Annotated in this window: 17 protein-coding genes and 2 pseudogenes; 5 read left to right on the top strand and 14 right to left on the bottom strand. The window is 70.7% G+C overall.

All coding sequences use genetic code 11. The features are described 5' to 3' along the window. Positions 1 to 52: 52 nt before the first annotated feature. Together OG782_RS31580 and OG782_RS31575 are read right to left on the bottom strand one after the other, a co-directional pair. Positions 53 to 433 carry a PPOX class F420-dependent oxidoreductase gene (locus tag OG782_RS31580; protein WP_406456802.1) on the bottom strand — a complete coding sequence of 127 codons (381 nt, stop codon included), beginning with the start codon at positions 431 to 433 and terminating at the stop codon, positions 53 to 55. A 38-nt stretch (positions 434 to 471) separates the two neighbouring features. After that, complete coding sequence (locus OG782_RS31575; RefSeq protein WP_406456800.1) at positions 472 to 741, bottom strand: helix-turn-helix domain-containing protein; 270 nt, start codon at positions 739 to 741, stop codon at positions 472 to 474. Between the two features lie 41 nt (positions 742 to 782). On the opposite strand from OG782_RS31575, the gene map reads away from it, so the two are divergent. After that, positions 783 to 1,550, top strand: coding sequence for a type I methionyl aminopeptidase (gene map, locus OG782_RS31570; RefSeq protein ID WP_406456798.1), 768 nt, complete (start codon positions 783 to 785; stop codon positions 1,548 to 1,550). Positions 1,551 to 1,568: 18 nt separating this feature from the next. Here the strand turns inward: map and OG782_RS31565 are convergent, their stop codons facing one another. Together OG782_RS31565 and ggt are read right to left on the bottom strand one after the other, a co-directional pair. After that, positions 1,569 to 2,450: a glycoside hydrolase family 75 protein gene (locus OG782_RS31565; protein ID WP_406456796.1), complete on the bottom strand. Its 882-nt coding sequence runs from the start codon at positions 2,448 to 2,450 to the stop codon at positions 1,569 to 1,571. A 156-nt stretch (positions 2,451 to 2,606) separates the two neighbouring features. Next, on the bottom strand, positions 2,607 to 4,409 hold the full coding sequence (gene ggt, locus OG782_RS31560; RefSeq protein WP_406456794.1) for a gamma-glutamyltransferase: 1,803 nt from the start codon (positions 4,407 to 4,409) through the stop codon (positions 2,607 to 2,609). Positions 4,410 to 4,513: 104 nt separating this feature from the next. Here ggt and OG782_RS31555 point away from each other — a divergent pair. Further along, positions 4,514 to 4,864 (top strand): annotated as a pseudogene (locus OG782_RS31555) (hypothetical protein); the annotation flags it as partial. 930 nt (positions 4,865 to 5,794) lie between these two features. Here OG782_RS31555 and OG782_RS31550 read toward each other — a convergent pair. Then, on the bottom strand, positions 5,795 to 6,430 hold the full coding sequence (locus OG782_RS31550) for a ScbR family autoregulator-binding transcription factor (RefSeq protein ID WP_406456792.1): 636 nt from the start codon (positions 6,428 to 6,430) through the stop codon (positions 5,795 to 5,797). Between the two features lie 572 nt (positions 6,431 to 7,002). On the opposite strand from OG782_RS31550, the gene OG782_RS31545 reads away from it, so the two are divergent. Then, complete coding sequence (locus OG782_RS31545; RefSeq protein WP_406456790.1) at positions 7,003 to 7,683, top strand: HAD family hydrolase; 681 nt, start codon at positions 7,003 to 7,005, stop codon at positions 7,681 to 7,683. 36 nt (positions 7,684 to 7,719) lie between these two features. Here OG782_RS31545 and dhaL read toward each other — a convergent pair whose 3' ends face one another. After that, a complete protein-coding gene (gene dhaL, locus OG782_RS31540; RefSeq protein ID WP_406456788.1) occupies positions 7,720 to 8,388 on the bottom strand; it encodes a dihydroxyacetone kinase subunit DhaL in 669 nt (222 codons plus the stop codon). A 58-nt stretch (positions 8,389 to 8,446) separates the two neighbouring features. Next, positions 8,447 to 9,445, bottom strand: coding sequence for a dihydroxyacetone kinase subunit DhaK (locus OG782_RS31535; RefSeq protein WP_406456786.1), 999 nt, complete (start codon positions 9,443 to 9,445; stop codon positions 8,447 to 8,449). Positions 9,446 to 10,981: 1,536 nt separating this feature from the next. On the opposite strand from OG782_RS31535, the pseudogene OG782_RS31530 reads away from it, so the two are divergent. Then, positions 10,982 to 11,398: pseudogene (locus tag OG782_RS31530) on the top strand (hypothetical protein); the annotation flags it as partial. Between the two features lie 22 nt (positions 11,399 to 11,420). Here the strand turns inward: OG782_RS31530 and OG782_RS31525 are convergent. Genes OG782_RS31525 through OG782_RS31505 form a run of 5 tightly spaced genes read right to left on the bottom strand, consistent with a single transcriptional unit; the run spans position 11,421 to position 16,973 of the window. Next, the gene (locus OG782_RS31525) at positions 11,421 to 11,948 is read right to left on the bottom strand and encodes a hypothetical protein (protein ID WP_406456784.1); all 528 of its coding nucleotides are present in this window, start codon (positions 11,946 to 11,948) and stop codon (positions 11,421 to 11,423) included. Then, positions 11,945 to 13,381, bottom strand: a complete 1,437-nt coding sequence (locus OG782_RS31520) for an ATP-binding protein (protein WP_406456782.1) — start codon at positions 13,379 to 13,381, stop codon at positions 11,945 to 11,947. The genes OG782_RS31525 and OG782_RS31520 overlap by 4 nt, the downstream gene beginning before the upstream one ends. Further along, positions 13,378 to 14,061 carry a response regulator gene (locus OG782_RS31515; protein WP_406456780.1) on the bottom strand — a complete coding sequence of 228 codons (684 nt, stop codon included), beginning with the start codon at positions 14,059 to 14,061 and terminating at the stop codon, positions 13,378 to 13,380. The genes OG782_RS31520 and OG782_RS31515 overlap by 4 nt, the downstream gene beginning before the upstream one ends. Before the next feature lie 60 nt (positions 14,062 to 14,121). Then, entirely contained in the window at positions 14,122 to 15,813 is a 1,692-nt protein-coding gene (gene murJ / locus OG782_RS31510; RefSeq protein ID WP_406456778.1) for a murein biosynthesis integral membrane protein MurJ, read from the bottom strand. Beyond that, on the bottom strand, positions 15,810 to 16,973 hold the full coding sequence (locus tag OG782_RS31505) for a lipid II:glycine glycyltransferase FemX (RefSeq protein WP_406456776.1): 1,164 nt from the start codon (positions 16,971 to 16,973) through the stop codon (positions 15,810 to 15,812). The genes murJ and OG782_RS31505 overlap by 4 nt, the downstream gene beginning before the upstream one ends. Before the next feature lie 223 nt (positions 16,974 to 17,196). Here OG782_RS31505 and OG782_RS31500 point away from each other — a divergent pair, with 223 nt between their 5' ends. After that, complete coding sequence (locus OG782_RS31500) at positions 17,197 to 18,438, top strand: Ig-like domain-containing protein (protein ID WP_406456774.1); 1,242 nt, start codon at positions 17,197 to 17,199, stop codon at positions 18,436 to 18,438. A gap of 117 nt (positions 18,439 to 18,555) precedes the next feature. Here OG782_RS31500 and OG782_RS31495 read toward each other — a convergent pair whose 3' ends face one another. Then, positions 18,556 to 19,428, bottom strand: a complete 873-nt coding sequence (locus tag OG782_RS31495) for an amino acid ABC transporter permease (protein ID WP_406456772.1) — start codon at positions 19,426 to 19,428, stop codon at positions 18,556 to 18,558. Next, complete coding sequence (locus tag OG782_RS31490; protein WP_406456770.1) at positions 19,425 to 20,069, bottom strand: amino acid ABC transporter permease; 645 nt, start codon at positions 20,067 to 20,069, stop codon at positions 19,425 to 19,427. The genes OG782_RS31495 and OG782_RS31490 overlap by 4 nt, the downstream gene beginning before the upstream one ends. Between the last annotated feature and the right edge of the window lie 15 nt (positions 20,070 to 20,084).

Genomic DNA, 20,084 nt, shown 5'->3' with positions numbered 1-20,084 from the left:
GGCGCGCGGCCGCAGCCGCGAGCGCCCCCGCGGGGCACTCCGGCCGGTGGTGTCAGAAGGTGACGGCGATTCCGGTGTGCGGCCGCTTGCCGAGCCGGACGATCATCGCCGGGTAGTCGAGCAGCCAGTACTTCCAGGTGTACTTGCGGCCGATGACGCGGCGCACAGCCGCCGTACCCCGCTCGTCGAGCAGCCTGCCGGTCCCCTCGGCCGTCGGGGCACCCTCCGCGATCCGCCCGCGCACATCACAGACGGTGACGCGGACACGGCTGTCGTTGCGCAGCCGCTTGACCTTCCACGAATCGCTCTTGGTCCAGATGAACAGCTCGTCCCCGTCGGCCGCCGCCCAGACGGGGGTGGCGACGGGCGTGCCGTCCTTCCGGTACGTCGTGAGACTGACGTACTCGCTGCGGGCGAAGTCCTGAAGGCTCATGGCGTCACCCTACGCGTGCGGCGTCACGCCCCCCGCCCTCAGCCGGCCAGGGCGACGACGTCCGGCTCCGGGGCGCAGCGCAGGAGCAGTTCGTCCATGGAGAGGCCGAGCGCCCCAGCCAGAGCCGCGACGGTGAAGAACGCGGGTGTCGGGGCGCGGCCGGTCTCGATCTTGCGGAGCGTCTCGGCCGAGATTCCGGCGCTCCTGGCGATGTCGGGCATGCTGCGGCCGCCGCGCGCCTCGCGGAGCAGCCGGCCGAGCCGTTCGCCGCGCAGGCGCTCTTCGGGGGTCAGGGGTGTACGTACCATGCAGTCATTCTAATACCGCATAGACCGGTATAGTAATTGGCATGGTGCAGATCAAGACAGACACATCCATCGATGCCATGCGCGAGACCGGCCGGGTCGTGGCGCAGTTGCTGGCGGCCGTACGGGACGCGGCGGCCGTCGGTGTCTCCCTGCGTGAACTCGACGAGGTGGCGCGCGAGGTCCTGCGCGGCGCGGGCGCCCGTTCGCCGTTCCTGAACTACCGGCCGCACTTCGCCCCCACCCCGTTCCCCGCCGTGATCTGCGCGTCCGTCAACGACGCGATCGTGCACGGCATCCCGACGGACTACCGGCTGCGCGACGGCGACCTGGTCAGCATCGACGCGGGCGCTCTCCTCGACGGCTGGGCCGGCGACTCGGCGATCAGCTTCACCGTCGGCCGCGCCCGTCCCGCGGACACCCGGCTGATCGCGACGGCCTTCGAGGCCCTGGACGCGGGCATCGCGGCGGCGGTCGTCGGGAACCGGATCGGCGACATCGCGCACGCGATCGGCACGGTCTGCCGCACGGCCGGCTACGGCATCCCCGAGGGTTTCGGCGGCCACGGCATCGGCCGGGCCATGCACGAGGACCCGGGCGTCCCCAACGAGGGACGTCCGGGCCGCGGAATGCCGTTGCGGCACGGCATGGTGCTGGCCATCGAACCGATGCTGATCGCCGGCGGCCGGGACGAGTTCCACCCGGACCGGGACGGCTGGACGCTGCGCACGTCCGACGGCAGCCGCGCCGCGCACGCCGAACACACGGTGGCCATCACGAACGACGGCCCCCGGATCCTGACCGCCCTCTGAACGGGCCTGCCACCCGCGTCAGTTGTCTCGGACGAACTGCCGGGCGAGGGCTTCCCCGGCGGTCACCGCCGCGCTGTGGCTCTCGATCGGTGACACCACGGAGTCCTTGAACAGGATGTACGTGACACCGGCGCCGGCTCCTCCGGTCCTCGGGTCCGGGTCGATGCCGAGCGCCCGCGCCGTGGCGTACGAGGCCTCACCGATGATGCCGGCGGGTCCGGTGTCACCGACGACGGCGTACTCCACCTTGCCCGCGTACACGACGGCGACGACACTTCCGCCCTTGATCCCGGCACCGGAGAAGTCCCACACGGAGCTGCGGCTCGGCACCACGACGTACGGGAGTTCCTCCGCGTTCAGCGGCCGGTCGCCGGAGGTGTGGAAGGCGGTGTCGCCCTGGAACCACGGGTCGGTGTCCGTGTTGCAGGCCTTGGTCAACTGGCCGTCGCAGTCGATGTCCAGGTCGGCCTGCCAGAAGACGGCGCCCTTCGCCCCGCACACCGGGACGGAGGGCGTGGCCCCCTCGTCCGTGCGGTAGGTGCCGTTCGAGATCCGCGTGCAGGAGGTGGCCACGGCGAGCAGTTCGGCCGCGGTGACGGCGCCCTCCCCGGCCTCGACAGGTGCGGGTTCGGGGGTCGGAGTGGAGGTCGGAGTGGGGGTCTGCGTCGGGGTCGGGGTCGGGGTCGGCGTACCGGCCGGGCCATTGTCGGGCGCCGGGGCGTCGTCGGGCGCCGGGTGGGCGTAGGCGGCCGGTGCGAGGCGGACCGCGCCCCGGTCCGCCTTCCGCACCGGGGCCGACGCGTCCGGCCGGAGGGCGGTGCCGCCGTGGGCGGCGGGCGTGAGGGATCCGGCCGCGAGCAGGGCGGCGCCGGAGACCGTGGCGAGGGCAAGCGTTCGCATGCGCACCGTGGGGTGCCCTTCTGTGAGGAGTCTTTCCCTTGCTGACATCAGCCAAGACGCCCCCCGCATGCCCCCGTCGAGGCCGCGGGTCCGGCCCGCCACACCCTTGCGCGGCCGACCGAACCCGCCCGTACGGTTATTGATGGTCCGTCAGTGTCACCTGGACGGCCTCACCACCATCGCGGAACCGCCGCCCCGCCGCTCCTTCTCGGCGGCCGCGAGCCAGCGCCCGTCCGGCAGCCGCTGCACACCCGTCGCCGCCCCGATCTCCGGATTCGCCTTGAACACGTGGCCCAGGGCTTCGAGTTGTGCCCGCACCGGGCTGTTCCACAGCCCCGGTTCGAGCTCCGTCGCCGCCGCGTTGCGCTGGCTGGCACGGGGCGCCGCGATGGCGTCCACCAGGGGAAGGCCGCGGTCGACCGTACCGATCAGCGACTGGAGCACGGTCGTGATGATCGTGGCACCGCCCGGCGACCCCAGGGCCAGCACGGGCTGCCCGTGCTTCAGCACGATGGTCGGGGAGATCGACGACCGCGGCCGCTTGCCCGGACCCGGCAGGTTCGGGTCGTGGACGGCGGGGTTGGCCGGCGCGAACGAGAAGTCCGTCAGTTCGTTGTTGAGCAGGAAGCCGCGCCCAGGCACGGTGATCCCGCTGCCGCCGGTCTGCTCGATCGTCAGGGTGTACGCGACGACGTTGCCCCACTTGTCGGCGGTCGTCAGATGGGTGGTGTTCTCACCCTCGTACGTGGTCGGGGCGGCCGTCCCGCGGCTGGAGCAGTCACCGGGGCGGCGCGGGTCCCCCGGGGCCAGCGGGCTGGTCAGCACCGCGTCGTCCTTGATCAGGCACTCGCGCGCGTCGGCGAACCGCTGCCCGAGCAGTTCCTTCGTCGGCACGTCCTCGAACGCCGGGTCGCCGACCCAGCGGCCCCGGTCCGCGAACGCGATCCGGCTCGCCTCGATGTAGCGGTGCAGATACTGCGCCTCGCTCGCCTTCGAAAGATCCGTGGACTCAAGGATGTTGAGGGCCTCGCCCACCGTCGTCCCGCCGGACGAGGACGGTGCCATGCCGTACACGTCGAGGCCGCGGTAGCCCACCTTCGTGGGTGCCTGGCGCAGCGCACGGTAGCCGCGCAGGTCCTTCGCCGTGAGGTCGCCGGGACGCACGACCCGGGCCGACGCGGGGTCGACGGGCGGATTGCGCACGGTCCGCACGATGTCCTCGGCCAGCTCACCCCGGTAGAGCTCGTCGACGCCCTTGCGGCCGACCTCCTCGTACGTGCGCGCCAGGTCCGGGTTCTTGAAGACCGAGCCGACCACGGGGAGCTCGCCGCCCGGCAGGAAGAGGTTCCGGGTGGCCGGGAAGTCAGTGAACCTGGCCCGGTTGCCCTCCGTCTGGGAACGGAAGGTGCCGTCGACGACGAACCCCTCCCTGGCGATCCGCTCGGCGGGTTTCAGGACCTGCCGGAGCGATGTGCTGCCCCAGGCGTCGAGCGCGGCCTGCCAGGTGGCGGGGGTGCCGGGCGTGCCGACGCCGAGGCCGCTGGTGACGGCGTCCTCGAAGGCGAGCGGCTTGCCGTTCTCCAGGAAGAGCGAGGAGTCCGCGCTGCGCGGCGCGGTCTCGCGCCCGTCGATGGTCTGCACGGTGCGGCTGCGGGCGTCGTAGTGGACGAAGTAGCCGCCTCCGCCCAGCCCCGCCGAGTACGGCTCGGTCACCCCGAGGGCCGCAGCGGTCGCCACCGCGGCGTCCACCGCGTTGCCCCCCTTGCGCAGTACCTCTATACCGGCGGCCGTCGCGTCGGCGTCGACACTGGAGACCGCTCCCCCGTATCCCACCGCGACGGGTGACTTGGGCGGTGGCGCGGTCGGTGGGGCGGACGAGGACGGGGCGGCGGCCCCGACCGACACCACAGCGGCGAGAACGACCGACAACGACACATTCCGCCCAACGGAACGTCGCATGCGCACCTCCAGTGAAGGATCGTCCGCGCAGGGTAGCGCCGCCCCGGCAGCCCCGTCAGGACCGCCTCGAACTTGAGGCCGAATGCCCGCTAACGTGCCCGCCGATGACTGACGACGTACGCAACATCGTGCTGGGCGTGATAGCCGCAGGCATCAGCGCCGCCCTCGGCCGGCTCGCGCGCACCTATCTCTGGCGCCGCAAGCTCCGCCGCAAGCAGGCGTTCTTCGGCCTGCCGGGGAACTCCGAGTGCCTGCTCGTCGTCAACCGCGACGCGGGCGGTGACGGCGCCGTCCACCGGCACGACGTCTTCGCCCTGCTGGAACTCTCCGCGCTGATCAAGGACTGCTCGGCGCACGCCCAGATCCTGTCCCACGACATCGCGCAGCAGGGATTCGGCGAGCGGACCGAGTTCTGCGTCGGCGGCCCGGTCTCCAAGGTGCCGAGTTCGCCACATCGTGCCGCGTCAAGATGTTTCATTCGCCGTGACCTTGAATTCGGTCCAGCGGGTCATCTTCTCGAACACGTCCAGGGCCCTGGGGTCGTGGGGCCGTAGCGCCTCCGGCAGTCGCGGCCCAGCCCTTCACGAAGCTCCACCGCGCCCCGCCCATCGCCGGATTCACCGGTCAACTCGGCACATTCGGCACGGGCCGCGACGGTCCCTTCGTGCGCCGGCCCGAACTGTGGCAGAAGCGTCTCGGCCTCCCTCGTGCGCTCCGTGATGCCCACGTGGGCCCGGGACGTGCCGTGTACCGGTGCCGGTGCCCGGCGTCGCACCGCCGCCCCCATTCGCGAACCCGTTCGACCTCCTGGACCGCCCGGCTCACCGCACGTGCGTTGCGGTGGGGGCGGCCTGACCCGTGACCGACCCGATGCTCCCGCATGAACACGCCGAGGATCCGATGATGCGCAGGTGCGGTGTGGGCCTGCCGGTCCCGCCCCGGTGTCCGAGGTCGCCGTGCCTCTCACCGCCCACGCGGGTACGACTGGACGAACACGGGAGGGAGGGCGCACTCCTCGAACGGCACAGGGAGAAGGGAGTCACACTCCTCCCATAGGCCGCGGGCCGTCCGTCGTTGCCACGACGCTGTGGTGGGCCCACTGGCGGCAGCCGCTTTCAGGGCGGGCGCGAATGGCCGGACGGGTGGAAACGGAAAGCCCGGTACGCCCTTGGGGATCAGGGTCGTGCAACTCCCGTTCGTCGTCGCTGCCGCGGTGGTCGCACAGGTCTGCCGCATCGGCGACCGAGGGCCAAGGCGACCTGGAAGGCCCTCGTGCCCACCGAGCCCGCCGGCCGAAGCAGCAGAGCTTGAAGTCGCGCACCTGGGCCGTCCCGTGCTCAGCGGCCTCGGTCAGGAGCCCGGTCCGCCTTTTCCCGCATCCTGTCCTACGGCTGTACGGGGATCCGTACCCGGGCACGGGCGAGCAGGCCGGCCGGGTCTGGTGTCGCCTGCAGGGACTTGAGCGTCAGCAGCCACCACTGATCGATCTGCTCCCCCCTGGCCCGCCCGCCCGGCAGGTCGTCGGTCAGCGTGCAGAGCCCGAAGAACGCGCACACGAGCGTCACAGCCGCGGCCGACGGCTTCACGTCGGCCGCGAGCTCACCCCGGGTGCGGGCTTGGGCAAGAAGCCGGGTGACAGCCTGGGCCCAGGCACCGAACGGTGCGGGCACCGCCGCCTCGATGCCCCGCCGCTCCGCCCAGAGCCGGGCGCCGGCGCGCGCCACAATGTCCTCGGTGAGAGAGCGCGCGACACTGAGGCTGAGGGCGACCAGCTTCTCCAGCGGGGGGATTCCGGGCGCGGCATAGGGGGCGGCGAGCTTCGGCCACGTGGCGAACTGCTCTCGGGCCACCGCGAGCGCTAGCTTCTCCTTGCTCGAGTAATGGAAGTAGATCGCGCCGCTGGTTTTTCCGGAGTGATCACTTATGTCATTGACACTCGTTCCCGCATATCCCCGTTCGAAAAATAGATGTGCGGCTGATTCCAGCAATGCTTTGCGGGTTTCTCGGGCCCTGTCCTGCACGTATGCTCCATCTTCGCTTGAATGTTCTATTCCTGCGCCGCGAGGGAATGGAACTCCCCATAGGGGCGCAGTCGCATCGCGCGAAGATCCTATTATTCTTCGGTCCTGAGCGGATGCATTTTCACGCAATCCGCCGCCCCGCCAGAAGAAACGTTCCACGCGGGTGTCCCGACGACGCTCCGCGCGACATAGCGGGCCGCCAAACGCGCCTCTCACCAGGCTCATTGATCGCATCGCGGACGCCGTGGCATCTACTTCCGGCCCGTTCCCGCACCCCGGCAGTTGGGGGCCGACGGCATTCCCATGCACTCGAATTGGTGATTGCGGAACGCGGCGAGAGCTAAATAACGTAACGACTACGATGTTTTAGGCTCACGCCGAAAGCGCCGATCCATGTCCGCCATGACGCGTTCAGCAACGTGCCCGCGGTCGCCGCGTCCGTGCCGGGTTGTGCGGTTCTCTCGCTGCCGCACATTTCCCATCCACACTCCGGCACTTCTCTGCCACCCGCGCACTGCGCACCGTGCACCGGAACGGTCAGCGCAGTCTCCTAATTCGAGAAGGGCAGTTACATGACAGCTCGTAACATCCTTGCCTGGTCCCCGTCAGCCATCGTCTTCGATTGCGACGGGACGCTGATGGACACGGAACGACATTGGCAGGAGGCCAGGAACGTCACCTTCGGGCTCTTCGGTCTCAGGCCGCCTTCCGGATTCGCCGACCGGGCCAAGGGCGTGCACTACACCGAGTGCGGCGCGCTCATGGCCGAGGAGACCGGGAAGCCGGACCTCGCGGAGGACCTGGCGGCCACTCTCCTCACCACCTTCACGGCGCTGGTCGACAAGGATCCCGTCACCATGCCGGGCGCTGCCGCACTGGTCCGGCTCGCCGCTCGGCACCTCCCCCTCGCAGTGGCGAGCAACTGCCCTCGGGAGACAGTGGAAACGTGCCTCGAACGGGCCGGACTCCTTGTCTCGTTCAGCCACGTCGTTGTCGCCGGCGAGGGAGTACGGCCGAAGCCGGAGCCCGATCTCTACAGCGTGGCCGTCCGTCTGTGCGGCGTACCGCCCGAGGAGGCTCTGGCCGTGGAGGACTCGCTCACGGGCATGGAATCCGCCCGCCGGGCGGGCCTCCGCGTCATCGGCCTCGGGCCCTGCCCGCCGGGTCCCGAGGCCGAGCAGGCCGACCTGTGGGTCGAGAGCCTCGCCGACCGGGAGCTGGTGGGCTGGGCCCGCAGCCGAATCGGGGAGTAGAGCACCCTGGTGCCGTGCCCCTCGGAGCGGGCGCGGTCAACCGGTGGGGCGCAGATGAGGCCCAAGAGCGGGTACGACGCCGGCCGCGGAGGCGAAGAGCAGGGCGATGCCCACGGCGCCGGGATCGGGTATGCCCGTCGCCCGTTCACCGAGATAGCTGGCCCTGCCCATGCGCGCCGACAGGGACGCGGTGTCCCGTACCCCGCGCCAGGCGCCGTCCGCCGCCGCGCCCAGGGCGGTCGCGAGCGGCGCGGTCCTTGTCGCCCGCAGTGCGGCCGCGGCCGGGTCCAGTGCGTCGATCAGCGTCTTGTCGCCGGGAGACGCATCGCCCACACGGCGGATGGCGGCGAGGCCCTGAGCGGTGCCCTCGGCGAGTGCGGCCGTCGTCAGATGCGGACCGGAGTCCGCGGCCGCCCTGCCCAGTGCCTGGAAAAGCAGACCGAAAAGGGGGCCGCTGGTCCCGCCGATCTCATCGAGAAAGGCGGTGCCCATGGCGCTGAAGATCCCCGCAGGGCCGGCCGACTCATCCGTACGGTCGAGCCGTAGCCCGGCGGTCCGGACCCCGGTCGCGAGGTTGGTCCCGAAGTCGCCGTCCCCCGCCCGCTGGTCGAGCGCGGTCAACTCGGCCTCGGTCGCGTACACCGAGTCGGCGAAGCGACGCATCCACGCGCGAGTCCGTGGCGCGTCGAAAGCGGCAGTCGTCATGGGGTTGTCCTCCTGCTCCTGTCATGGGCGGCAGCCTGAGCGGCGGTCCGCGGGCCGCCTACCAGCGCAACGCCGGGGTATGGACCGGCGCATCGTAGAAGCCCAGGGTGTCGCGGTCGGCGACCATGAGAGTCAAGGAGAAGCCCCGCATGTCGAGCGCTGTCACGTAGTCGCCGACGAGGTGTCGGGCAAGCCGCACATGCCGGGCGTCGAGGACCCGGCCCAGTTCACCGAAGATGCCGTACAACTCGAGCGAGGTGACCGACCCCAGACCGTTGACCAGGGCCACGACCGGATCGTCCGGCCCGGGGCACAGAGCGTCCAGCAGCGCGTCGGCCATGTCCTCCACCAGCGCCCCCATACTGCCCCGTTTCCTGGTGCGGTCGGCGCGCTCGCCGTGGATCCCGACGCCGTACTCCAGTTCCCCGGCCAGCAGCTCGAACGCCGGTTCGCCGGTGATCGGTGAGTGGTGGGCGGCGGAAGCGGCGGCGAGCGTCCGACACCGGCTCGCGACGGCGGTGCCGAGTTTCATCAGCCCTTCGAGCCCCATCCCGGTGTCCGCGGCGCCGCCCAGCACCTTTTCGAGCAGCATCGTGGCACCCGTGCCCCGGCGCCCTGCGGAGATCTCGTCGGAGTCGGAGGCCAGGTCGTCGTCGACGAGGACCCGTGCGCAGAGGATGCCCTCGTCGGCGAGCCGTTCGGCCGCGATACCGAAGTTGATCCGGTCACCGGTGTAGTTCTTGACGATGTGCAGGACCCCGTCCGGCCCCGCCACTGCCTGGGACGCCCGGAAGATCTGCCGGTTGTGCGGAGAGGCGAAGACCCTCCCGGGGCAGGCGCCGTCAAGCATGCCCGTGCCTACGTATCCGATGTGCAGGGGTTCGTGCCCCGAGCCGCCACCTGACAAGAGCCCCACCTTGCGGGCCGGTGAGGAGTGCCGGGCGGTGAAGAACCCGTCGCGGGGGTCGTACGCCACAAGGTCCGCGTGTGCACGGGCGAAGCCGGACAGCGCGTCGGGGACGAGTTCGCCGGTTTCGTTCTCGAAGTACCTGGCCATATGCCGAACCCTTCTGTCCGCGGCCGGCCAGACGCACTGGCATCCGGACGAGACCTCCATGGTGGGGGTGACCGAGCGCGTATGGCAACTCGCGGAACGTATTGGCGACTGTCGCGTGATTGCGAGGCGGAAGGGTCGTCAGGCCGCAGTACAGCGAGTACGCCCACGGCAAGAGCCACGTGTACGACGAGGTGACGCACAGCGCGAGAGGAATCGGCCGGGAACGGTGCGGCCCGGGATCACGAACCTCTTCACCAGGCGTCGCGATCCGGGCGTAACCGGCGAAGTTGAGGAACAGCAGGCCGGCAGCCTGGAGCGTCCCCCGACGGTCACGACCGCGCCCGTGTCCAGACGCGCAGAACGCCCCCGCCGACCATGAGCGGAGCGGCCAACGGCACCCCGGCGCCGCCCCTGCACAACCGATTCCGCGGACCCCCTCCGGCCCCGGTCATCCCGGGAGCGGCCGCTCGCCGCCGAAGGGCGACACCCGAGAGCGATGTCTTCACTCACGACGGGCCGGGCTCACTCCGACGCATCGGAACGATGAATCCGTTTTATGCAGCAATTGGGGGAATGAATATCAAACGGGATGCTGCATACAAGCATGCACCCGAACGGACGGGAGACCGTGCCGCTTCCGAGTATCGGTGCCGCCGGCGGGAGGAGGTCCCGCGGATCCTTGGCTGTACTGGCTGGTCACCGCGGGCGTTCTTGGGGTCGTGGAGATCTATACTCTGACCGCTGCGCTGGGAATCCTGGGGGTGGCTGCACTGGTCACCGCGGGGGGCTGCGGCGCCCGGGTTGCCGGTCCCTCTGCAGTTCGTGGTGTTCACCGCCACCGCGACCGCCAGCCTGCTGTTCGTGCGCCCTTTCGTGGTGCGTCACGTGCTGGCCCCTCCCTGTGGACGGCCCGTTCCCACGACGAGACGCAGACCATCCCACCCGGTACAGCCGTCGACGTCATGGAGATCAGTGGCGCCACCGCGTTCGTCTACCCCCGGGAGTAAACCCATGGCCGACATCTACGACGCACTGAACTTCGCCGACGGGGACAAATTCCGCAGCGACGAAGTCGGTATCACTTGGAGCCCAGCCGCTCTTCGCGCTGAGACGAGCCCGTAACCCGGCGCCTCGCCGACGAGGCGCGGGCGCTGAGACGGGCACTCGGAGGAGCCGTCGGCAGCGGACGCGGCTCGGACTCCTCCGGCTGAAGGCACCTCCCCCGAGATCCGCCGGCAGCTCATAGTCGACGACCTCGTACATGGTTGCGTTGAGGTCGGAGCGACCCCTGCCCGATCGTGCGGCGTTTCGCGGCAGCGGGGCGGCCTCCGAGACACAGTTGGTGATGGTGGGGCGGGCGGCCTCGTAATGGATCAGGCACGCGCCGAAGGGAGGTCGACGCCGGCAGGCAGATGATGCGGAGGTTTCACGCCTCCATGCTCATGGCGAGGCTCCCGCCAGCACGGGAGCCTCGCGTTTTCGCGGGTCAGGAGGCTGTCACGAAACTGAGTTCAAGGATGGACCCTCGGAACGCGTCTGAACCGCCGGATGGCCGCCCACCTGCACTCGCTGCTGCCCGGCGTGAGGGTGAACACGGATGCCGAGCCGGGTCCGGACCGCAACGCCTTCCAGATCGGCTCCGAGCGCTACCGGGTGGAGAAGGGCGTCGCCGAGTATGCGCTGCTGGCATGGCTGACGGCGGGTCAGGATGCCTGCCCGGTCGCCCTGTTCTGCGGCCAGCAGGCCATCACCAGCCAGGCGGCGTCCCGGTACCTGGCCCGCAACTACGGGCGGCTGGCGCGCAAGCACGGGAACAGCACTTTCCGCCTGCCGCTGAAGGTGGTCAGCTCCCAGGCGTACGGCCCCGATGTGGTGGAGATGGTGTCGGACGTGACCCGGGCCGCTCAGGCCCCCGCGCCCGCGCCGCGGACCTCGCACCGCGCCGGAGGCTGAGACCGGCGGAGCCGGGGCGCCGTCAGACCGAGCAGTGGGCCGGCCCGATGACGCCGTCGGTGCCGGTCACGGTCACCGCCTCGCCCCGGTCTGCGGTACGGGCCTGGGCGGCGGTGCAGAAGAGCTGCTGGCGCGCGGGTTCGGAGAGTCCGGTGACCTCGGCGTCCAGGGTGACCTGCACTCCCTGGGCGCTCAGTTCGACCGTCAGAGCGATGCGTCTGGTGGGCAGTTCGGAGCGCAGGCCCGCGTCCTGCTCCGCCTTCGAGGGGCCGGCCATGAGCATGTCGAGGGCTCTCTCCGCCCCGCCGGCCGGCGTCGCCCCGCCGTACACACCGCTGCCCTCCTGCGACCGGTCGAGCCGTACGACCGGCAGCACCCGGGCCGCCGACGACGAGGACACGAAGTAGAGGACCGTGCCCTGCTGACCGGCCGGCCCCACCTGCACGATCGCGGGTTCGCCCGCCTCGACGACATCGGTCGCCCGGATACCGCATCCGGCCGCCAGCACCACCGCGGGCAGCAGCGCGCCGAGGGCGCGCCAGGCCCTCACCGCCCCTCCAGCGGCAGCTCGACGGTGAACAGCGCGCCGCCGTCCGGCCCGTTCGCCGCCCGGACGGTACCGCCGTGCAGCCGGACGTTCTCCTGGGTGATCGCGAGCCCCAGCCCGCTGCCCGTCGACCGGGCGCGCGCCGCGTCGGCCTTGTAGAACCGGTCGAAGATGTGCGGGAGCACGGCGGCTTCGATGCCGGGGCCGCTGTCCTGAACCTCCGTCACCAGCAGGGAGCTCCCCTCCCGTTGCCCGGTCCGCACCCTGACCGTGACGGGTTCGGCCCCGTGCCGCAGGGCATTGCCGACCAGGTTGGCGACGATCACATCGAAGCGGCGCGGGTCGAGCACCGCCCTGACCCCGTCCGGGAGTTCGGTGTGGACCCGGTCGTCCCAGTGCCGTGCCTGGAGGGTCTTGCGCATGGTCTCGGCGACGTCGACCTCGTCGCTGTGCAGGTCCGCCGCCCGGGCGTCGAACCTCGATATCTCCATCAGGTCCTCGACGAGCGTGGCGAGTTTGCCGGTCTCCGCACTGATCAGCCGGACGGCCGCCGCCGTGTCGGGACGCAGCCCGTCGGCGTCCTCGTCGAGCACCTCGGTGACGGCGAGCATTCCGGCGAGCGGAGTGCGCAGCTCGTGCGAGACGTCCGAGGCGAAGCGCCTGGCACGTTCCTCCGCCCGGCGGAGCTCCTCGACGGATTCCTGGAGCTTGGTCGACGACTCGTTGAACGTCCAGGCCAGTTCGGCGAGTTCGTCGGAGCCGCGCACCGCGATCCGGGTGTGGAGCTCTCCCCGGCCGATGCCGGCGGCGGCGCGGCGCAGATCGCGTACCGGGCGCAGGACACTGCGCGCGGCGAGCAGCGCGGGGACCAGCGCGATGAGCAGGGCGGGCAGGGCGCCGTCGCGGGCCGCGGTCACCATGGCACCGACGTTCGCCTCCTCGGTGGTGAGCGGCATCACGGCGTAGAGGACGAGTCCGGTGGGCTGGCGGCCGTCACCGCGGTCGAAAAGGGTCGGCATGCCGACGGTCAGCCAGGGCTTGCCGTCCTTGACGACCCGCTGGAACGAGCCGTGGCTGTTGCCCCGGGCGGCCGCCCGCAGCACGGGCGTGATCACGGTGGAGGACGGCCGGTCCGAGGAGGAGGCCCGTAGGTTCCCGTACTCGGCGAAGACGGTCCAGGTGTGCGACTTTCCCTCGCGGGCCAGCGAGAGGCACATTTCCCGCAGCCAGGTGCGGTCCAGCGGAAGGCTTATGCCCTTGGCGCTGACCCGGTCGCGGAACTGGTCGACCGCGGTGTCCTGCGCCTGCTGGAGTATCGCCGAACGGGCCTCGCGGTAGGTCAGGGTCGCGGTGGTGGCGGCGCTGACGGCCGCGACGAACAGGAACGCGGCGATGAGCCGGGTGCGCAGGCCGAACCGCGCGGCGAAGAGTTTCATCCGAGCGGTCCGAAGCGGTAGCCGAAACCGCGCACGGTCTGGATGTAGCGGGGGCTGCCCGCCACATCCTCGATCTTCTGCCGCAGCCTGCGCACACACGCGTCGACCAGCCGGGCGTCACCGTGGTAGCTGTGCTCCCACACGTACTCGAGGAGCTGCTGGCGGCTGAAGACCTGTTCGGGTGAGGCCGACAGGTGCAGCAGCAGCTTGAGTTCGGACGGGGCGAGCAGTACGCGTTCGCCCGCCTTGGCGACGGTGAGCCCGCCGCGGTCGACGGTCAGCGCGCCGTGGCACTCGATGCCGCTGCGCCCGGCCGGTTCGGCCAGCCGGCGCAGCACCGCACGGATCCTGGCCTCTATCACTTCGGTACGTGCGGGCTTGACGATGTAGTCGTCCGCACCGGCCTCCAGGCCCACGACCACGTCGAAGTCGTCGCCGCGTGCGGTGAGCATGATGATCGGCAGTTGGCTGGACTCCCGGATGCGGCGGCAGACCTGGACACCGTTCATCCCGGGCAGCATCAGGTCCAGGAGGACCAGATCGGGCCGGAACTCCGCCAGCGCGGCCAGCCCCGCCTCACCCGTCCCGACCGCCCGCAGCTCGTGCCCGCGCCTGCGCAGACCCAGTTCGACTCCTTCCCGTACGGAGGGGTCGTCTTCGATCAGCAGCACGCGAGGCATGGCGTCAGTATCCCAGCGGTCAAGGAGTGGATTCGAAAGGGTGCGCGGACCGGTTCCGTGTCAGGTGCGCCGCAGCCGGCCGCGGACGGCGCTCAGCGCGGTGCTGACCTCGGTCAGCCCCATCGGGCGGGCCAGCAGCGCCACCACCAGGGCGAGGACCACCGTCCCGGCCCCCGCCGCGGCGAAGTCCCCGAGCCCGGTGCCGTCCGTGTCGACGGCGCGAGCCGCCCCGTACGCCAGCAGTCCGGCCGGCACGCACGCGGCCACCAGCCGCACGTGCCCCCGCACCGCGGGCGAGCGGACCGGCGAGGGCCGCCGCGCATCGCCCGCGGAGACCTTGCGGTGCAGTACGTACGCGGTGACGGCGAAGCCGGCGAAGAGGGACACGGAGTACGCCCCCGCCATCCCCGTCACCGCCCAGCGCGCGGGCAGCAGCAGATAGGCGGCGACCGCGAGCCCGGCGTTCAGCGCCGCGATCACCAGGTTCAGGAGGAACGGCGTACGGGTGTCGCTCATCGCGTAGAAGCCGCGGGAGAGCACGTACTGGCCGGAGAAGGCGATGAGCCCCGGTGCGAAGGCCGCCATCATGCCCGCCATCACCGTCACGTCCGCCTGGCCGCTGCTTCCGTACCCGAAGACCGCGCCCATCACCCATGGGGCGAGTGCCAGCAGGGCTGCGGCGGCCGGGATCACCACGGCGGCCGAGGTGCGCAGCGCGTACGAGATGTCCCGCCGCACCCCGGTCAGATCGCCCTCGGCCGCGGCCCGGCTCATGCGCGGCATCAGCGCGGTGACCAGACTGACGGTCACGATGCCCTGCGGCACCACCCACAGCTGATAGGCGTAGCTGTACGCGGTGTAGCCCGCGCCTCCCGCGATGTTCTGGTCCGCCGCGTGCTGGCCGGTCGCGGTGGCGAGCCGGGTCACCACCCAGTAGGCGGCCTGGTTGGTCAGCACCAGCATGACGAGCCAGCCGGCAGCGCGCAGCGGCCGGGTGAGTCCGCTGCCGCGCCAGTCGAACCGCGGCCGCCAGCGGAACTTCGCGGCGCGCAGGGCGGGCAGGAGCGCGAGGCTCTGCACGGCGATCCCCGCCGTGGTCCCCCAGCCGAGCCACTGGGCCTGCGAGGCGCTCAGGCTGCCTTCCGAGCCCGCCGCGGTCCAGAGGTAGAGCCCGAACACCGCGATGATCACGAGGTTGTTGAGAACCGGGGTCCACATCATCGCCCCGAACCGGTTGCGGGCGTTGAGTACTTGGCCCAGGAGGGTGAAGAGCCCGTAGAAGAGGATCTGGGGCAGGCAGTAGCGGGCCAGGGCGATGGTGAGTTCGGCCTGGTGGCCTTCGTAGGTGGGGGCGTACACGGAGATGATCAGCGGTGCGCCGAGGACCGCGAGTGCGGTGAGGGCGAGCAGCCCGGCCGTGCAGAGGGTGAGGAGCCGGTCGGTGTAGGCGGCGCCGCCGTCGGCGTGTTCCCGGGCGGCCCGGACGAGTTCGGGGACGAAGACGGCGTTGAGGGCGCCGCCGATCAGGAGCATGTAGAGGATGTTGGGGAGGGTGTTGGCGACGGTGTAGCCGTCCGCCCTCAGTCCGGTGCCGAGCGCGGCGACGACGACCGCCGAGCGTATGAAACCCGTCGCCCGCGAGACGATGGAGCCTGCGGCCATGACGGCGCCGCTGCGCAGCACCGAGCCGGAGCCCCGCTGCTCGCGCTCCTGGGCGGCGACCGTGCCGGTGGTCGCGTCCGCGGCCGTCACCGGTGCGCCAGGTAGGCCTGGAACGCCCGGTACAGCGTGTTGTTGGCGGCTCCGCCCACCGATGTCTCCCACTCTCCGAGGGTTTCCACGACCTGCCCGCCGGTGCCGAACTTCCAGCGCAGCAGCCCGAACGGGCGGTCGTCGGGATCGAGGGTGGAGGATACCCCGCGCATGTCGTACACCTGTGCGCCCTGCTCCCGGGCGTCGAGCATCATCTGCCACTGCAGGGCGTTGCTGGGGCGGACCTCGCGGCGGTGGTCGGCGGAGGCGCCGGTCTGGTACCAGACCCGGTCGCCGGTGCTGATCATGGTGTGGGCGGCCAGGATCTCGCCGTCGTGCACGGCGAGGCAGAGCTTCATCCGGCCGGGGTGCTCGGCGTTGAGGACGGCGTACTGGCGCTGGTAGTAGGCGAGGGAGCGGCCGAGCCGGAAGCCGTCGCGTTCCTCGGTGATCCGCAGCAGCCGGTGGAACTCGGGCAGTTCGGCGGCGCTGCCGGTGATGACGCGCACCCCGGCCTTCCCGGCTCTGCGCACGTTGCGGCGCCATTCCTGGTTGAGTCCCGCCCACAGGTCGTCGGGGGTGCGTCCGGCGAGCGGCACCCGGAAGACGTAGCGGGGCTGGGCGTCCGCGTCCCCGCTGTCCCCGCCGCAGCGCCGCCAGCCGCGGGCCCGCAGCCGGTCGGCCACGGCCGCGCCGAGCGGGTCGACCTCGTTCGCCAGTACGTCGCCCATCGTGCGGCCGGGACCGGTGGCGGCCTTGAGGCGGGCGCTGTCCCAGCGGCGGTAGGCGGGGGTCGGCCCGATGCGTACGGCGAACGCCCCGGCCCCGCGCAGATGGGCCATGAGCGGCCTCAGCCACCGGTCGATTCGGGGATCGGCCCAGTCGGCCACCGGCCCTTCCGGAAGGTAGGCGAAGTATTTGCGGGTGCCGGGGAATTGCCGGTAGAGCACCAGGGCGCTGCCGGCCGGTTCACCGTGATCGCCGTGCCACCCGATCATTTCCGAGGCCCATTGATCCTTCACTCCGGCCCAGGACGGGTACTGCAGAAAGCTCGCGTCCGGGTGTGCGGCCAGCTGTGCCGCGTGCTCGGCCGCCGTGAGGCTGCGTATCCGTAGTTCCTGGTCACGGCTGCGGTCTCCGGTCGCGAGCAGCGCTGACATGTCCGTGGCCCTCCCTCGTGGGCCCCGCGGTCGGTTCTGCGGGGCTGCACAGGATGCTCACAGCGGACCATGACCGGTCCGCGCGCCGGATGTGACCGGACGATGACCGTCGCGCTGCGTTTCTTGTCACACAGTCAATTCCCGCTTTTCCGGGGATTTGCGGAACTTACGCTCGGGTGAATTCCTCTCCACCGATGAACTGCAATGCCTGGAGGTTTTTCCGTTGATCCCCGCGACCCCGGTCTCCGTCCGCCGGCGCATACGCCGTACCGGTCCGCCCGCCCGCCCGGCCCGGCTCACTCTGATCGCCGGCACCGCGGTGCTCGGCGCCGCGCTCACGGCCTGCTCCGGCGGGGCCGCCGCCTCGGGCCGGGCTGCCGGCGCGGGGCACACCGCCGCTTCCTCGCCGGCTCCGGACACCAGGATCTCGGTGAACCTGCGGGGCACCGCGGCCACCGCGGGCAAGCCGGTGACGGTGACCCTGGCTGCCGGGAAGCTGCGCAGGGTCACGGTCTCGGCGGACGGGGGCGACGCCCTCACCGGCCGGATATCCACCGACGGCAGGACGTGGACATCGGCCCGGGTCGCGGCGCCCGGTACGGCGTACCGCGTCGAGGCGCAGGACACCAGGGGCGGCAGTGACAGTGCCGGGTTCACCACCGCAGCAGCGGACAGGGTGAACAAGCTGACGCTCGCACCCGGCAAGAACACCACGGTCGGCATCGCCCAGCCACTGTCGATCGTGTTCGACAACCCGGTGAAGGACAGGGCCGCGGTGGAGAAGGCGCTCAAGGTCTCCACCTCGAACGACACCGAGGGTTCCTGGGGCTGGCTGCGCGACCACTCGGGCCGCGACCGCGTCGACTGGCGGCCCAGGGAGTACTGGAAGTCCGGTACGCGCATCACGCTGGACGCCGATCTCAACGGCATCGACTCGGGCCCGTCGGGCGGCTGGTTCGTACGCGACTACGCGACCACGTTCACGATCGGCAGCAGCCAGGTGGTCAAGGTCGACCTGGACCGCCACCGGCTGGCGCTGAAGCGGGACGGCAGGACGGTGATGGACGTGCCCATGTCCGCCGGTACACCCGGGGGTGACAAGGCGTCCTGGCGGGGCACCGCCGTACTGATGGCGAAGGAGGGCACGATCAACATGCGCTCCGAGACGGTGGGCCTCGGCCACACCTACGACAAGATGGTCGACTACTCGATGCGGCTGACCTGGTCGGGCATGTACGCCCACGCCGCGCCCTGGAACGCCGCGTACTTCGGGGTGGCCAACCACAGTTCGGGCTGCGTGGGCATGAGCGACGCCGACGCCGCTTCCCTCTACCGGCAGGCCCACGTCGGCGACCCGTTCGAGATCACCGGCGCGGACGCCAAGGGCACGGTCGCGGAGGGCAACGGCTACGGGGCGTGGAACGTCTCCTGGACGGACTGGAAGTCCAGGAGCGCTCTCGGCTGACGTCCCGGCCGGCCCGCAGCTGACCTTCTCCCCGCGCACTGCCCGGACCCGGCGTACGTGTCCGGGCAGTCGTACGAGGAGTGATCACCGGCTGCTGCCGGACGGAGATCACTCCGGCTACCCTGCCCCCGGCATCAGCGTGCCCGGTTCGGCCGGCGCGACGCCCGCCGCCTCCGTCTTCGGGTTGCGCCGCTGCCGCTTCGCCACCCAGGTGGCGAACCAGGAGAGCAGCATGCACATCCCGATGTAGATCGGCGAGATCACCATCACCACAGGGATGAAGGGAAGGTCGTAGTCGAGGTTGGAGGCGATGAGCTTGCCCGCGTGGAGGAATTCCTCGTAGGTGATCAGATAGCCGAGCGAGGTGTCCTTCAGCGCCACCACGAGCTGGCTGATGATGGTGGGCAGCATCGCGCGGACCGCCTGCGGGGCCAGTACGAAGGTCGTGACCTGCGTCTTGCGCATGCCCAGGGCGAACGCTGCCTCGTGCTGGCCCCGTTCCACCGAGTTGATGCCGGTGCGGAACACCTCGGCGAGCACCGAGCCGTTGTACAGCGTCAGTCCGGCGACCAGGGCCGGCAGCGGCTGCACCTTCAGCGCGACGAAGATGAAGAAGATCATCACCAGGACGGGCATGGCGCGGAAGAACTCGACGAGGATCGTCGCGATCCAGCGCACCGGCCGGTGGTCGGAGAGCCGCCCCACCGCGAGGACGGCCCCGAGCGCCAGCGAGAGCACCGCGGCGTACGCGAACGCCTTGAGGGTGTTGCCGAGACCGCGCAGCAGCAGTTCCTGGATGCCCTTGTACTCGAAGGGCGACCACTTGGCGCTGGTGAACTGGTCGGTGTCGAACAGCAGGTAGATGACCCAGCCGACCAGGGCGAGGATCAGGATCGTGGAGACGATCCCGTACATGAGGTGCCGTTTGCGGGTCAGCGGCCCCGGAATGTCGTAGAGCGCGGTCGCGGACGGGGCGGTGTGGGTGGTCATCGGGCGACTCCCCAGCGCTTCTCCATCAGGTTGAAGACCGCGCTGATGCTCAAGGTGATGATGAGGTACCCGACGGCGATCCAGACGAAGGTCCAGATGATGCTGTAGCCCAGCTCGTTGAGGGTCTTGTAGGTACCGAGCAGCTCGGTGACGCTGAACGCCCCCGCGATCGCCGAGTTCTTGGCGAGCGCGATGAGGGTCGAGCCGATCGGCGGGATCACCGAGCGGAACGCCTGCGGCAGCACCACATTGCCGAGGGTCTGGCCGAATGTCATGCCCAGGCTGCGGGCGGCCTCGCCCTGACCGGTCGGCACGGTGTTGATCCCGGAGCGCAGCACCTCGCAGATGAACGCGGAGGTGTAGCAGCCGAGCGCGAGGATCGCGAAGACGTTGAACGGCAGCACCAGGCCGAAGCGCGGCAGACCGAGCAGTACGGCGAAGAAGAGCAGGGTCAGCGGGGTGTTGCGCAGCACCGTCACCCAGACCGTGCCGAGCACCCGGAACGAACCGACGGGCGCCACCCGGCAGGAGGCCATCACGAATCCGAGGACCATCGCCAGGATCGAGGCGTAGACGGTGAGTTCGACGGTTCCGAGGAAGCCCTTGCCGTAGAGCGAGAAGTTGTCGGTGAGTACGTCCATCGTTCTGGTCCGTCC

The sequence above is a fragment of the Streptomyces sp. NBC_00876 genome (assembly GCF_045207435.1).
In the GTDB taxonomy this organism is placed as follows: Bacteria; Actinomycetota; Actinomycetes; order Streptomycetales; family Streptomycetaceae; genus Streptomyces.
Note: the sequence above shows the minus strand (reverse complement) of the source record. Positions and strands in the feature narration are given on the sequence as shown.

What these genes read in the sequence shown, in the direction of transcription:
- OG782_RS31565 (WP_406456796.1), bottom strand. Translation starts at nt 2,450, where the DNA reads ATGCGAACGCTTGCCCTCGCCACGGTCTCCGGCGCCGCCCTGCTCGCG.
- OG782_RS31580 (WP_406456802.1), bottom strand. Translation starts at nt 433, where the DNA reads ATGAGCCTTCAGGACTTCGCCCGCAGCGAGTACGTCAGTCTCACGACG.
- OG782_RS31545 (WP_406456790.1), top strand. Translation starts at nt 7,003, where the DNA reads ATGACAGCTCGTAACATCCTTGCCTGGTCCCCGTCAGCCATCGTCTTC.
- ggt (WP_406456794.1), bottom strand. Translation starts at nt 4,409, where the DNA reads ATGCGACGTTCCGTTGGGCGGAATGTGTCGTTGTCGGTCGTTCTCGCC.
- map (WP_406456798.1), top strand. Translation starts at nt 783, where the DNA reads ATGGTGCAGATCAAGACAGACACATCCATCGATGCCATGCGCGAGACC.
- OG782_RS31575 (WP_406456800.1), bottom strand. Translation starts at nt 741, where the DNA reads ATGGTACGTACACCCCTGACCCCCGAAGAGCGCCTGCGCGGCGAACGG.
- OG782_RS31535 (WP_406456786.1), bottom strand. Translation starts at nt 9,445, where the DNA reads ATGGCCAGGTACTTCGAGAACGAAACCGGCGAACTCGTCCCCGACGCG.
- OG782_RS31495 (WP_406456772.1), bottom strand. Translation starts at nt 19,428, where the DNA reads ATGACCACCCACACCGCCCCGTCCGCGACCGCGCTCTACGACATTCCG.
- OG782_RS31490 (WP_406456770.1), bottom strand. Translation starts at nt 20,069, where the DNA reads ATGGACGTACTCACCGACAACTTCTCGCTCTACGGCAAGGGCTTCCTC.
- OG782_RS31515 (WP_406456780.1), bottom strand. Translation starts at nt 14,061, where the DNA reads ATGCCTCGCGTGCTGCTGATCGAAGACGACCCCTCCGTACGGGAAGGA.
- OG782_RS31520 (WP_406456782.1), bottom strand. Translation starts at nt 13,381, where the DNA reads ATGAAACTCTTCGCCGCGCGGTTCGGCCTGCGCACCCGGCTCATCGCC.
- OG782_RS31505 (WP_406456776.1), bottom strand. Translation starts at nt 16,973, where the DNA reads ATGTCAGCGCTGCTCGCGACCGGAGACCGCAGCCGTGACCAGGAACTA.
- dhaL (WP_406456788.1), bottom strand. Translation starts at nt 8,388, where the DNA reads ATGACGACTGCCGCTTTCGACGCGCCACGGACTCGCGCGTGGATGCGT.